This is a genomic window from Lysinibacillus fusiformis, assembly GCF_016925635.1.
Lineage (GTDB): Bacteria > Bacillota > Bacilli > Bacillales_A > Planococcaceae > Lysinibacillus > Lysinibacillus fusiformis_F.
On sequence record NZ_CP070490.1, the window covers coordinates 4,338,811 to 4,352,958 of the forward strand.

Annotated in this window: 13 protein-coding genes and 2 pseudogenes; 13 read left to right on the top strand and 2 right to left on the bottom strand. The window is 35.2% G+C overall.

Going from position 1 to position 14,148, the window contains the following annotated elements:
• The first annotated feature begins 150 nt into the window (after nucleotides 1-150).
• The 3 genes and pseudogenes from JTI58_RS21320 to JTI58_RS21330 form a co-directional block, all read left to right on the top strand.
• Nucleotides 151-477, top strand: a complete 327-nt coding sequence (locus JTI58_RS21320; protein WP_205443579.1) for an ArsR/SmtB family transcription factor — start codon at nucleotides 151-153, stop codon at nucleotides 475-477.
• Nucleotides 470-1,526, top strand: a pseudogene (gene arsB / locus JTI58_RS21325) (ACR3 family arsenite efflux transporter). Before JTI58_RS21320 ends, arsB begins: the two are co-directional and overlap by 8 nt.
• Nucleotides 1,527-1,537: 11 nt before the next feature.
• Nucleotides 1,538-1,840 (top strand): annotated as a pseudogene (locus JTI58_RS21330) (arsenate reductase); the annotation flags it as partial.
• A gap of 142 nt (nucleotides 1,841-1,982) precedes the next feature.
• Here JTI58_RS21330 and JTI58_RS21335 read toward each other — a convergent pair.
• Nucleotides 1,983-2,297, bottom strand: coding sequence for a hypothetical protein (locus JTI58_RS21335; RefSeq protein ID WP_243456184.1), 315 nt, complete (start codon nucleotides 2,295-2,297; stop codon nucleotides 1,983-1,985).
• A gap of 99 nt (nucleotides 2,298-2,396) precedes the next feature.
• A complete protein-coding gene (locus JTI58_RS21340; RefSeq protein WP_243456434.1) occupies nucleotides 2,397-3,869 on the bottom strand; it encodes an L-lactate permease in 1,473 nt (490 codons plus the stop codon).
• 153 nt (nucleotides 3,870-4,022) lie between these two features.
• Between JTI58_RS21340 and JTI58_RS21345 the strand changes: the two genes are divergently transcribed.
• The 10 genes from JTI58_RS21345 (at nucleotide 4,023) to JTI58_RS21390 (ending at nucleotide 13,859) form a co-directional block, all read left to right on the top strand.
• Complete coding sequence (locus tag JTI58_RS21345; protein ID WP_205443582.1) at nucleotides 4,023-4,583, top strand: helix-turn-helix domain-containing protein; 561 nt, start codon at nucleotides 4,023-4,025, stop codon at nucleotides 4,581-4,583.
• Between the two features lie 162 nt (nucleotides 4,584-4,745).
• Nucleotides 4,746-5,240 (top strand): DinB family protein, encoded by a 495-nt coding sequence (locus JTI58_RS21350; protein WP_205443583.1) that lies wholly within the window; start codon nucleotides 4,746-4,748, stop codon nucleotides 5,238-5,240.
• Between the two features lie 87 nt (nucleotides 5,241-5,327).
• Entirely contained in the window at nucleotides 5,328-5,888 is a 561-nt protein-coding gene (locus JTI58_RS21355; RefSeq protein WP_205443584.1) for a GNAT family N-acetyltransferase, read from the top strand.
• 50 nt (nucleotides 5,889-5,938) lie between these two features.
• Nucleotides 5,939-6,700: a glycosyltransferase gene (locus JTI58_RS21360; protein WP_205443585.1), complete on the top strand. Its 762-nt coding sequence runs from the start codon at nucleotides 5,939-5,941 to the stop codon at nucleotides 6,698-6,700.
• Between the two features lie 166 nt (nucleotides 6,701-6,866).
• The gene (locus tag JTI58_RS21365; protein WP_243456435.1) at nucleotides 6,867-7,844 is read left to right on the top strand and encodes a serine hydrolase domain-containing protein; all 978 of its coding nucleotides are present in this window, start codon (nucleotides 6,867-6,869) and stop codon (nucleotides 7,842-7,844) included.
• A 337-nt stretch (nucleotides 7,845-8,181) separates the two neighbouring features.
• Nucleotides 8,182-8,748 (top strand): TetR/AcrR family transcriptional regulator, encoded by a 567-nt coding sequence (locus JTI58_RS21370; RefSeq protein WP_131520400.1) that lies wholly within the window; start codon nucleotides 8,182-8,184, stop codon nucleotides 8,746-8,748.
• A 57-nt stretch (nucleotides 8,749-8,805) separates the two neighbouring features.
• Complete coding sequence (locus JTI58_RS21375) at nucleotides 8,806-10,686, top strand: alpha/beta fold hydrolase (protein ID WP_205443586.1); 1,881 nt, start codon at nucleotides 8,806-8,808, stop codon at nucleotides 10,684-10,686.
• A gap of 718 nt (nucleotides 10,687-11,404) precedes the next feature.
• On the top strand, nucleotides 11,405-11,593 hold the full coding sequence (locus tag JTI58_RS24930) for a GntR family transcriptional regulator (protein WP_243456186.1): 189 nt from the start codon (nucleotides 11,405-11,407) through the stop codon (nucleotides 11,591-11,593).
• A gap of 468 nt (nucleotides 11,594-12,061) precedes the next feature.
• On the top strand, nucleotides 12,062-12,910 hold the full coding sequence (gene accD, locus JTI58_RS21385) for an acetyl-CoA carboxylase, carboxyltransferase subunit beta (protein WP_205443587.1): 849 nt from the start codon (nucleotides 12,062-12,064) through the stop codon (nucleotides 12,908-12,910).
• Nucleotides 12,903-13,859, top strand: a complete 957-nt coding sequence (locus tag JTI58_RS21390; protein ID WP_205443588.1) for an acetyl-CoA carboxylase carboxyltransferase subunit alpha — start codon at nucleotides 12,903-12,905, stop codon at nucleotides 13,857-13,859. Before accD ends, JTI58_RS21390 begins: the two co-directional genes overlap by 8 nt.
• The last annotated feature ends 289 nt before the right edge of the window (nucleotides 13,860-14,148 follow it).

Genomic DNA, 14,148 nt, shown 5'->3' on the forward strand with positions numbered 1-14,148 from the left:
AATTTTTTTGAAATGGATAAAAGTGTTGTAATTCAGAACATAAAATCATAATATAAGAATATAGTTATATAGTGATTAATTTACCTTTTATCTAGGTGATTTTATTATAAACAAAATATAAGAAAATAATTATATAAGGAGTGGAGATAAATGGAAAACACACTAATTGAAAAACAATTAAAAGCAGCAGCTGATTTAAATCGCATTAAATTGCTTGCATGTATGAAAAATGGGGAGGTATGTGTATGTGATTTTGTGGATGTGCTAGGCATATCACAACCAGCAGTTAGTCAACATCTACGAAAATTAAAGGAGGCTGGCATTATTACGGAACGAAAAGTAGGGACTTGGAAACATTACCGTTTAGTAGAGGAGCAAACGCCATTAATGAAGGGCATTTTAGCACAAATTCAACCTTTAAACGAGTGTAGCTGTGGTACAGATTGTTGCGATATAAGGGGAACTGATCATGAGTAATGATTCTTTAACCAAGCAGCTTTCTTTTCTAGATCGTTACCTCACCCTTTGGATATTTGTTGCGATGGGAATAGGCGTTTTATTAAGTATCACACTACCCAATATTGGTGAAGCATTAGAATCCATGTCTGTTGGTACAACTTCTATACCAATTGCAATCGGATTAATTGTCATGATGTATCCACCATTAGCGAAAGTAAAGTATGAGGAAATGTGGCGCGTGTTTAAGGATTGGAAAGTGCTTTTGCTATCCCTTTTTCAAAACTGGTTACTCGGTCCGTTCTTAATGTTCTTTTTAGCCATCATCTTCCTGCACGATTATCCAGAATATATGGTTGGACTTATTATGATTGGTTTAGCTCGCTGTATTGCAATGGTCATTGTATGGAATGATTTAGCACGTGGAGACCGTGAATATGTAGCTGGTTTAGTTGCGTTTAACTCCATCTTTCAAATCGTAACGTATTCAATTTTTGCTTACTTTTTCTTAAATATATTACCTGGATGGTTTGGTTTAGAGAATTTCGAAGTATCTATTTCCATGTGGGAAAATTACAAAGAGCGTACTAATTTACTTAGGCATACCATTTGCTGCAGGGTTCCTCACACGTTGGATAGGGATTAAAGCCAAAGGGAAACAGTGGTATGAGGAAAAGTTCTTGCCGAAGATTTCACCACTGACTTTAATTGCACTGTTATTTACGATTGTGATGATGTTTGCCTTAAAAGGTAAGCAAATAGTTGAACTACCACTCGATGTAGCCCGAGTAGCTATTCCTTTATTTATTTACTTTGTAGTGATGTTTGCTGTTTCATTCTTCTCTTCACGTAAAGCAGGTGCATCTTATCCTGTCACAGCAGCTCTTTCTTTTACAGCTGCAAGTAACAACTTTGAGCTAGCCATTGCGGTGGCAGTTGGTGTGTTTGGTCTGCATAGTGGCGTGGCATTTGCCGCTGTTATTGGTCCACTTGTAGAAGTACCTGTTCTTATAGGACTTGTATGGGTTGCGTTACGTTGGCAGAAAAAATACTTTAATTCTATTAAATAGGGAGCAATATTATGACAAATACACTTTATTTTTTGTGTACAGGGAACTCATGCCGTAGTCAGATGGCTGAAGGCTGGGCTAAAAAATTACTACCTATTGATTGGATAGTTAAAAGTGCAGGAATAGAAGCACATGGCGTCAATCCGAATGCCATTCAAGCAATGGTAGAGTTAGGGATCGATATTTCGAACCACACATCAGATTTAATTGATGTTGAGCTATTAAACAACGCAACACTCGTTGTCACGCTATGCGGTGATGCAGCTGATAAATGCCCAACGACACCACCTCACGTTCGTCATGAACATTGGGGTGTTGTTAAAAATTAGCGCTTATTACGTAGCCTAAGGCTCTTAAAAAAAAACAATCTGTACGAAAAACAGATTGTTGTTTTTTAGGAAGAAGATTTAATAGAAATCATTTATTTTGTTCTTGATAATTTAAATTCATCGGTAGCTAGGATAGTGTAAAACATATTCTACTGTTTACATTTGCTATTGTCGCAGTGACTGTATTGTCTATCCATAAATAGTATTCATCATCATTGAGTTTAATCTTATACTGCGGAGCAATTTCGTTATCGACTTCACCAAATTCTCTAGCTTTTTTAAATGGTTTCTCTATAATTTTCATATCCTTCACATCAGAGATTTGTTGTAAGGTATCGGGTTGTACGTCATCGAAATTCATTAATTCTTGAATCTCAATAACCTTTGATGCTTCTTTCTGATCGTTACAAGCAACTACCCCTAAAGAACAAATCATTAACAACTAAATTGTTTTTATCTTCACCCCTTTTTATTTAATCAAGCATATTCCCTTATGAACACTTCTTCAAACAGCAAAACCAACCTGTTAAAAGCCATTAATTTATTGGAATATAAAAAGAAGTAATAATTCAATTAAAATAATAGCTAGAGTACCTAAACCAACAAAAAGCATCTTTTTTTGAATTTCATTTTCATGTGACCTTATTTTACAAACCGAACAGCTTAAGGCTACGCGTGATGGATTGACCATAGTCATCAAAGAAGAACTTACATTTTGAGCACACGCTACTAGGATAGGTGACATACCTATATGAAGGGCTGTTTCTGTTTGTAATCTAATAAACATTGTATTGGAAGCCGTGTTACTTCCAGTTAAAAAGCCACCAATTGCACCGACTAATGGAGAAATAAATACATAAAATTGCCCAAAGGATTGTGCAGCTAGTAAAGATAGTAACTGAATCATTTTTGCCTCAGACATGATTTCTGAAACAACTACATACAAAAAGGTTGTCAGTATAACCGGATAACATTTTTTAAAAGTTGAAATACTACTTTCTCTTATTTCGAATGCTTGTAGTCGATAAAAGAAGATCGTGAAAATACAAACGATAAATAGAAAAAAACCAGGCGAATATAAAATTGATAATTCGAAATTATATTTTTCAATAGTTAATGTCCATGTATTAGATAAATACTCTTTAAGAGGTATGACAATTCTTGATATAAATAATAGTACTATTAAAAGCAGATACGGCATTATATTTTTAATGCTATTCGATTCTTTTTCTAATTTAGACGTGCTAGACGTTTTTTTATTTTGCTGTTTAATCATTAAAAATAGAACGGAAATGACTGCTAAAGATCCAAACAATCCAGCAAGCTCCACACTAACAAATCGATTACATAACCAAACTGAAGCCCCTAACAGAAAACCCACAAATAGGATTGTGAATAGTCTTTTTTTCAAAGCACTTAGCCCTACACCTATGTAAACCACTACTAATGCATAATAAATATAAATGGGAATACACATCAAGGCACTTCCCATTCCCATCTTTTCAAGCTCTACATTACCTAAGGTTGCGCCAATTATTGTTCCCATGGCAAGCGTTCCCCAGGGAATAATACATAAACTAACTAACGCAATAAGGGAAGACTGAATAGGACTAAACCCTAAAGCAATTAGTAAAGGAGCTATGACAATGACTGCTAAACCAAAGCCACTAACAGATTCAATTAAAGGCGATAATCCCAATGCTAAAATGAGAATTTGATAAATTTTATCATTAGTCGCTTTTGTAATAGAAGAAGCTATGCCTTTGATTGCACCTGCTTTATCCATTAAATGAAATAAAAAAATACCGAAAAATAAAATATAAGCAATAATTGACGTAGTAAGAAAGCTTTTTATAATAGGTTCGGTTAAATTCATTATGTTACTATTAAAAATAGGGGATAGAGCAATTGCTGCCGTTAACATACAGGCAACGATTCCAGTGAAGATGGAAGATTTTTTTAAAACGAAAATCATAAACATAATACTGATTAAAGGTAGCAAAGCAAGTAACACTTTCAACAATTAAATCACTCCTACTGAATAACAAATTTTACACTATAGTGTAAATAATTATTCTATAGTGTATTATTTTACGTTAAAATCCTTAAAAGGGAAGTGTTTTTTGAATTTTTTTATAATTCCTAATAGAAGAATGGAGAAATACAAATGGAATTTGGAAAACAAGTAAATTTAATAAGAAAAGAAAAAGGCCTGAGTTTGCAGGAGCTTTCTGCGTTGAGTAACGTAAGTACGTCCATGCTATCTCAAATAGAACGTGGTGAAAAAAACCCAACTATTTCAGTAGCTTGTCAGATTGCAGAAGCTTTAAATACTACTTTATCAGCCCTATTAGATCAGCAAGAGAAGAGAGAAACCATTGTTATAAGAAAAGAAAATAGACCTGTGTACCATGATGAAAACTCTGGTTTTCAAAGACATTTATTGTCACCTTCTTTTCCGTCAAGAGGAATTGAATTTGTGAAAAACGTGATGCCACCTCTTTCAGAATCAGGCATTTTTCCGGCACATCAATCAGGCGTGAAAGAGTACATATATGTAGAAAAAGGGACTTTAAAGGTTGAACTAGGCAAAGGTCTTTATAACGAAGAATTATATGAGGGGGATTCTTTCTTTTTTGAAGCCGATACAGAACATCGATTTATTAATGTTTTAAATGAGGAATGCCATTATTTTTTAGTTATTGATTCAAGCCAAAGTAAGAAGTAAGAGAACTATTCGTTGCTGTTTTTCAACATCCAATCATTGTTTCTAAATGACTGGATTTTTGTATTTAGATAAAAATAGCCCAAAATCATGTCTATTCATCTGAGAGCTTTCCCCTTGACTGGAATTTATAGTATGCTGATTAAAAGAGAGGAGAGGGATTTTATGGTTAAACAATTAATGATTGGGGACACAACACAAGAATGGGCTTCTACGCGTCGCATGCTGGAACGCTTGCCTGACGAGCATATGACATGGAGACCACATGAGAAATCGATGACACTCGGAGGTCTGGCCACACACCTAATCAATCTGCTCAACTGGCAAATTGCGATTTTACAATACCAGGAGTTTGATCTTTCGACTGTGCCGTTGCGACGGGAGCCATTAGAAAAATGCGCTGATATTCTGGGAGAGTTTGAAGCAAATGTCGGCAAGTTGGAAAAGATACTTGCCGAATGTGATGAAAAAATGCTAGGCGAAGAATGGACGCTACGTCATGGTGACCATATCATTCGCCGTGAGCCCCGAGCAATTGCGTTCCGCACCTTCGGATTAAGCCACATGATCCATCATCGAGCGCAGCTTGGGGTATACTTGCGACTTCTCGATATCCCAGTTCCAGGCATCTACGGGCCCTCTGCAGACGAGGAAGCCTAGTAACCTACATCCACGAATCGATAGAAACAAGGGTGAAAACAATTGTTTATCATTTGGAAATAAAGTATTGATATGTGAGGTGTTCGATTGAATAAGATAATGACGAAGACAGAACGATTAATTATTCGATTAATGGAGGTGGAAGATTATTCTTCTTGGCTTACGGAATATGAAAACCGTTTACCTTCTCAGCATAAATACGATGAGGGTAAATTAGATATGAGCATCTGTACGAAAGAATGGTTTTGTGATTTAGTTACGAAACATCATCAGATGGCTGAGGATGACAAGGTATATGTATTTGGCGTATTCAGAAAAACAGATAATACACACATTGGTTTCGTGGACTTTTCAACAATTATGAGGGAAGAATTTCAATGGGCTAGGTTCGGGTATACAATTCATAACCATTTTTGGAGAAAAGGTTATGGTAAAGAGGCTGTAAAAGCAGCGATTGATCTAGCATTTGAAAAATTAAATTATCATCGAATAGAAGCTCATATAAACCTCGACAATACGGCATCTATAAAATTGGCAGAAAGTGTTGGAATGCTTTATGAATGTACGAGGAAAGCATTCATATACGAGGACGACAAGTGGACTGACCAATTAGTTTATTTTATAAACGCAGAAGACAAGCCATTCTAATGAATTAAAAAAGCGTCAAAAATTTTTCCCATTTAAAAGGGAGGAGCTGTATGTACGAAATGGAGAACTCTTTAGAAGTGCAAAAGAAAGAGGATATAAAAATTTCAATTGTCATACCAGCCCATAATGAAGAAAAATACATTGAAAAATGCTTAGAGTCTATTTTAAAGGCTTCCAAATCCTTTGAAAATCAAGTGGAGATTATTGTTGTTTTAAATCGATGTACAGACAGAACGGAGGAAATTGCAAAATCGTATAATTGTATCCTTTTAAAGAATAGCGATAAGAACCTTTCTAAGATTAGGAACGCTGGTGTTGACATAGCAAGAGGGGAAATCATCGTTACAATCGATGCAGATACGCAGATGAACGAGCATGTGCTGTCAAAGGCAAAGGAGAACTTAATCACAGGAAAATATATTGGCGGTGGCGTTACAGGGAAGTTTGAAAGAATGTCCTTAGGAATTTTTGTTTCAGCTTTATTATTGATTGGGCCACTCTTCTTTAAATATGGCGCAATTTCTGTGGGAATCTTTTGGTGCTACAAAAAGGATTTTCAAGCGATTAAGGGATTTAATGAAAATATGCTGATGGCAGAAGATGCCGATTTCGCTAGACGACTAAAAGATTTTGGAAAAAAGAACGGGAAAAAATACGGAACAATTCAAAATGGAATGATCACTTCAAGCAGAAAATTTGATAAGCATGGCGACTGGGTTTTACTTAAACGCCCTAAAATGATCCTAGCTTATCTTAAAGGTACAGATCAGAAATATGCGGATGAAGCCTATTATGAAAATCAAGATAGATAAAAAGAAACTGTGACGTTATTCGAACAAGGATTAACGTTTTTTTATTACGATGCAATCACACTAGCTAGATTAAAGAAAAGAATTGAATAATTTTTTATAATAAATTATTCTTTATTCATCAATATTGATCAATCATTTTAGCGAAAGGAATGGATTGATATAGTTGATGTCAATGTGTCAATCCCAAACAGTCAGAATGATGAATAGCTTTGAAGATTTAATAAAAAAAGAGTATTCCAATATAGCAGGCATTGCTATTAGAAAAGATAATCATCTAATTTACGAAAAATATTTTGATGGGTACACCCAAGATGATGCTTTGCATATAGCATCTGTCACTAAAAGTATCATAGCCATTCTTATTGGTATGGCAATCGATAAAGGATATATGAAAAATATAGAACAGCATGTATTAGATTTTTTTCCGAATTACACAGTGAAGCGTGGCGAAAAAACCATTCAAAATATCACTATAGCCAATTTATTGTCAATGACTGCACCTTATAAATACAAATCAGAGCCATATACGAAAGTATATACAAGTGATGACTGGGTAAAAGCTGCATTGGATTTGTTAGGGGGCAAAGGTAGTATTGGGGAATTTAACTATTCTACCGTTGGCACACATATTTTATCAGGTGTTCTTACAAATGCCACTGGTCAATCTGTTCTTGATTTCGCTACAGAGAGTCTGTTTAAACCTCTTGCAATCAAAGCTCCCACTAATACAACTATACAAAATAAAGAAGACTATTTCGCTTTTCTGAAGGATAAATATGTCACTGGCTGGATAGTAGATCCTAAGGAAGTAAATACCGCTGGTTGGGGACTTACGTTAACGACCCGGGATATGGCCAAAATAGGTCAGCTCTATTTAAATGGGGGTGTATGGAACGGTCGCCAAATTCTTTCTTCTCAATGGATAGAGAACAGCACAAAAGTACAAAGTCGATCAGGAGAGCTGTCCTATGGTTATTTGTGGTGGATACTTGATGATTGCTATGCAGCTTTGGGAGATGGTGGAAATGTAACTTTCATAAATCCTCAAAAGAAGATGGTCATTTCGATTGCTTCGCGCTTTATGCCACGTGCCAAGAATCGTGTTGAATTGATTAGAAAACATATGATGCCATTGTTTGAATAATAGCTAGGGATAATAAAAACTCCATTTTGATCAGCATCAATCAAAATGGAGTTTTTATATTGAATGAAGGGTATTAATGAATCAATTTTGCAAATCATCTTTAATGGGCATAAAAGCATCTCCTTTATTGACTACAAAAATAACACAAGTGAAAAATTACAAGCCATCCAAAACAGTTTTGGGGTTCTGTTCAACTTTGTTCAAAATGAGATTAATTTTTAGCAGTATAACCAATTAAGGTATAGCTTTTTTGATCAATTTTTTATTAAACTAACAATAATACTTGCAACACCCATTTTAGTACTGTATAGTACTAATTATGACAAAAGTAAAATTAATGAATCAAAAACGTGTGATTGAAGTAGCTGCAACATTATTTTTAGAAAAAGGGTTTGCTTATACAAGTATGGATGAATTAGTTCGTGTAAGCAAAGTTTCAAAGTCTAATGTGTATTATCACTTCTCTAATAAGGAAGAATTGTTGGAAGGGGTCGTTGATTATTGGATTGAAATGTATCAATCTGCAATAGAGGACTTACTATCTCAAAACCAATTATTAGTTGAAGATCGTATCCAATTGTTTTTAAAGCAAATATCACAAGGAGTTCAGACCAGAGAATATAAGGGGAGCTGTCCATTTATTACGCTTTATATTCAAAGTCCTACAAATGCCACAAAAGTAAAAGAAAAAATAGGTCTTTTTTTTAAAGGCTTACAAACGAAAGTTTCTCTATTCCTTAAACAAGGGGTAGAGAATGGTGAATTTAGAAAGACAATAAATATTGACGAGGTTGCATCTCTTTTTATTACAAATCTTGAAGGAGCGCTATTTATTTCAGAAACACTGGAGGATGCAACTGTAATCATGAAAACAGCAGATCATTTGTTTAACTTGCTTCGATAAAAGAAGCATTTTTTTTACATCAAATTAGTACTACATAGTACTACTAGGAGGATTTTTATGAGAACAGTATTTTTAACGGGTGGAACAGGTTTTATTGGAAAGCAATTAGTGAATGAATTAGTCAAAGAGGATGTGAACATTCTTCTTTTAGTGAGGTCGAAAAGTAAAGCAACACACATTTTTCAGGAAAGAGGCATCTTAAAAGAGGAAAATATGCACTTTATTGAAGGTGATTTAACGAAAATAGACTTAGGTCTAAGTGCTGAAGATAAGGAGTTGGTATTGAAAACGGATGTGATGATTCACGCAGGAGGCTCCATGGATATTCAAGCGACAAACAAAGAGGCAACTTCTGTATTTTTGAATGGCGCCAAACATATTAGTGAATTCGCTAAAAGTATTCATCAATTGAAGGGCTTGCAGCAATTTATTCATGTTGTAGGTTATATGAGTCCATTTGATGATAATAATAGCAAGGTTGCGATAGATGTATTTAAAGAAGGAAACAAATTTTTAAAAATAAAAAATCCATATGAGAAAACAAAATTTTTAGCTGATCTTTATATCCGTCAACAGGCATCAGCAGTAGGTTATCCGCTGTCTGTCATTAATCCGCCAACTGTGGTTGGGAGTAGTAAAACAGGGAGTACAGAGCAGATAGCAGGATTAGGTTTGCTTGTGACAAGTATGCGAAGAGGGCTCATGCCAGTGATTCCTGGAGGTAAGGGATATAGGTTGCCACTGATTTCAAACGATGAGTTTGCGAAGTTTATTGTGCAGGTTTTCAAATTGGAGCAGCCGGCTATTCAAACATATACACTTGTTGATGACAAAGAGAACGATCCGAACATTGCTGAATTACTAAGTGTTATGTCGGAAAGTATGAATATGAGGGCACCAAAAATCTCTGTTCCAATGCCGCTTATGAAAACAATAATGAAAAGTGGAGTAAGTAAAATAACAAACATTCCTTCTGATGGACTGAATTTTATCACAAAACGAACATTTTCAAATGGTTCGGTGAAAAACATGAGGGGGGGAGATTGGTTTAAGAAGAGGAGTGTCATGAACTTTTTCCCTGCCGTAGTAGCTGATCTGGATTATCGATTGATGTATCAAAATGGAAAGCATCATCATTTATTTGAGCGAACATTATGCGATAACAATACCCTTTACCAATTACAAGGAGAGGGGAAACCGTTTATATTATTACATGGTTTATTGAGTGATGGAGAGGATTTATTTCCTTTAGGAAAAGAGCTTCATGAAAAAACAGGCCGTCCTGTATGGATCATGGATCTTCCTGGTTTGGGACGTTCTCCTTTTAAACGAGAGAAAAATCTTTTAAATATCTATTTGAATGTAGTAAAAAAGTTATTGGAGAAAGCTACTAACGGTGCCCATCTAATTGGTCATTCATTTGGTGCGTATATTCTTTTGGAAGCATTAGTACAAAAGTACATAGATAAGAAGTATACAATTACTTTACTTCAGCCACCTGTTGCCAAAAAAAATGCCAAATCAATAAATGTTCCTCAATTTATAAACAAATGGACATTGAAATTCGCAACTACTAATTTGATAGAGCGTTATTTATTAAGTAATGGTTTATTTGAAAATATGGAGAGCATCCCTGAACATTATATTCAAAAAATAAGTAAAAGTTTTACTTCTCCTAGAATTTTAAACACTACCGTTCAGCTTAACAGTTTACTATCGAAAAACGTTCAAGGTGATTTCAATGAAGTAACAAAGTATAATCTTCACATTATTTGGGGGGATTCTGATAGAGGCTACTCTGCTCCTAAGCATCTGGGTAAGGTTGATCTTGTTCCATATGGTCATCATTTTCCTCTTAACCATCCGAGTGAAACGGCTAATTTGGTCATAAAAAAAAGTAATGAATTTGCAAAAGAAGCTGAGATCTTGCTTCGGTAAAACTACTATTTAGTGTCCTTTCTACAGGTAGCAGTGAAAATTACTGATATATTACAGCCGAAAAAGTATACACCTAACCAGTTGTCGAAATTTATTTGACGACTGGTTATTTAGTATTGTTCTTCAGAAGAAATTATAATGAACTTCCATGTTGTTTATTATAAGTAGTTGAAGTTATAGGTAAACTCAAATGTAATCAAAATTATGCTGTTAATTAAATTTTTCAAGTAAGTTGAAAGAGTTGGTGTTACTGCGTTGGAAATTTATATCAAAGATATGCTTAAAATCTTACCTAGATCCAAAGTTTTTCATCTAGTTCAAGAGCTGTTACTAGAAGATGAATTGCTTTACATTGAGAGAACGCTTGAAAAGCGCTTTGGTAGACCTCAAGTGAAAATAAAATATGCACAAACGACGAAATGAATATGAAATTGAAGGGAATTTTAGGAACTGCATAAATTTTTATGCAGTTTTTTCTTTACTTTCAAATAATTATTTTGTAAGATAAAGCCAACTTCAAAAGTGGCCAGACCACTTTTGAATTCATTCAGTAAGAGACGCCATCATCTGAAGGTGGTGGATTTTGTTTCTTTATAGTAGGTATCCAAACACCTATTGAATGAAGATAAAGCCTTTGGATGCATTGTTTATCTGCGCGAAAGGAAAGCGACAGCGATCATTATGCCAAGGCGAATAGATTGACCAAGGAGTTGATCGTATGGATAAAAAAACCGAACAAAAGAAAGTGTTTTTAGATATCTTCCAACAATTACGACAACTTATTAAAATAGAAAAAATACAGGCTGGTGAAAAGTTACCCTCCGAAAGAGTCCTTTCAGAACGTCTAGGTGTCGGGCGATCCTCTGAGAGAGGCATTGCGAAGTTTAGAATTGTTAGGTCTTATTGACAAGAGACATGGAGGAGGTACATTCCTAGCTTCAACACAAAAGCATCAGCTCGTAGAAATGGTTGTTTATATTAGAAGATGAAAAATCAAAAAAGGATGTCGAATTAACGCGACAAATTCATGAAAAGGAAGCCATTCGCATTATAAGTTGTACAGATACTATGCGAGCACTACCAGTGTAGGACAGTGTTTTTGTAAAGCTAGAGATAGAAAGTACGATTAATTGTCGGGATGTTTTACGAGAAATAATCATTACGTCAGGAAATCGTCTTTCACTAAAGGTCTGGTTTCAGTTAGCAGTTTATGACGGTGATAGTTTAAATCGAAACTCAACAAAAGTAGCAAAAATTAATTATTCAAACGATGTTGAAATCGATGCAACTTGGCTATGAAAAAGAAGTATTAAAAGCTTACGAACAGTGGATGAATGCTGAACAATTCATTTAGACAACATAGGGGGAGTCAAACATGGCAATACGTAACCTATTTAGTAAAAAGAAAGAGGACGGACAGGAAAAGGGATTTCCAGAAGGACTTATGACAAAATGTCCAGAGTGCCGTCACATTCAGTTAACAAAGGAATTAGAAAAAAATCATAAAGTGTGTACAAATTGCGACCATCATTTCAAAATGACTGCACAGGAGCGCGTAGCTTATTTCTTAGATGAAGGTTCATTTGTTTCAATGGACGATCATTTACAAACAAGTAATCCACTCAATTTCCCTGATTATGTAGAAAAAATTTCAGTGGCTAAACAACAAACAGGATTAAGCGAAGCTGTACTGACTGGGGTAGGTACTCTTGATGGAGAAGAAATTGTTGTAGCCATTATGGATTCTCATTTCCGTATGGGCTCAATGGGCTCCGTTGTAGGAGAAAAAATCACACGTGCCGTTGAAAAAGCTATTGAATTACGTGTACCAGTTATTATCTTTACTGCTAGTGGTGGAGCGCGCATGCAAGAAGGTATTCTATCATTAATGCAAATGGTAAAAACGAGTGTGGCATTAAAACGTCATAGTGAAGAAGGACTATTATTTATTTCGATCATGACGCACCCTACATACGGTGGCGTTTCAGCAAGCTTTGCTTCTGTTGGAGATATTAATATTGCAGAACCGCAAGCATTGATTGGCTTTGCTGGTCGCCGTGTAATCGAAGAAACATTAAGAGAAAAATTACCAAATGATTTCCAAAAGTCAGAGTTTTTACTAGCGCATGGTCAGCTTGATGCAATTTTCCATCGGAAAGATTTACGAAACCAAGTAGCAATGCTTGTAAAAATGCATACAAAAGGCGGTGTGCAACATGTCTAAAAATTTAGCTTTTGAAGAACCAGTAGTACAATTACGAGAAAAAATTGATGAATTAAAAACGATTGCTACAAAGGCAGATGTTGACATGACAGGCGAAATCGAAAAGCTTGAAACACGTCTAACACAGCTAGAACAATCTATTTATGCCAATATGAAGCCCTGGGATCGTGTACAGATTGCTAGACATCCAGAACGACCAACAACTATACAATATATAGAAGCGATGTGTGAAAACTTTATTGAGTTACATGGAGATCGTACATTTGGTGATGATGCAGCTATTCTTGGAGGAATTGCTCTCTTTGAAGGTCAGCCCGTAACAATTGTTGGACATCAGCGCGGAAAATCAACTAAAGAAAATATTCGACGAAATTTTGGTATGCCACACCCTGAAGGATATCGTAAAGCATTACGCTTAATGAAGCAGGCTGAGAAATTTAAGCGCCCAATTATTTGTTTTATTGATACAAAAGGAGCCTATCCAGGTAAGGCAGCCGAGGAACGCGGCCAAAGTGAAGCCATTGCTAGAACTCTCTCTGAAATGGCGATTCTAACAGTACCAGTTATTAGTATTGTTATTGGGGAAGGCGGAAGTGGCGGTGCAATTGCATTAGGCGTAGCTAATCGAGTCTTTATGTTAGAGAACTCAACGTATTCGGTTATCTCGCCTGAAGGGGCTGCATCGATCTTATGGCGAGATGGTAGCCTAGGGAAGCAAGCTGCAGAAGCAATGCGTATAACAGCACCTGACTTAAAAGAGCTCGACGTTATTGATGGAATCATCCCTGAAATAACTGGTGGAGCACACCGCAATGTTGCGAAGCAAGCATTTAATATAAAAAAGTGTATAAGCGTCACACTAAAAGCATTGAATTCTTTAAATGGCGAACAATTAATTGACGATCGCTATGAGAAATTTAGAAAGATGGGACAATATACAGAAGCTTAAATTTATTTTTAGGTTTTTGGACATGTAAATTTGTTCGTAAAGAGATAAAAAATCAACGTTTGCAACAAACTTTTAATCAAACTTTATTCCAAACCAACATGAGCTAATATCGATTCTATTTAGAAAATCGTGAATTAAAGACTAAAATATACAAAAGTTAATTATAATAATTCGATATTAAAATAATCGTTTTTTATCAATCATGTTTTCATGGGTTATTTTTATTTTTATAGTTAAAACATTTGAGTGTCTATGTAAATCCATTTCGTCTCACTATTATTAGTATACT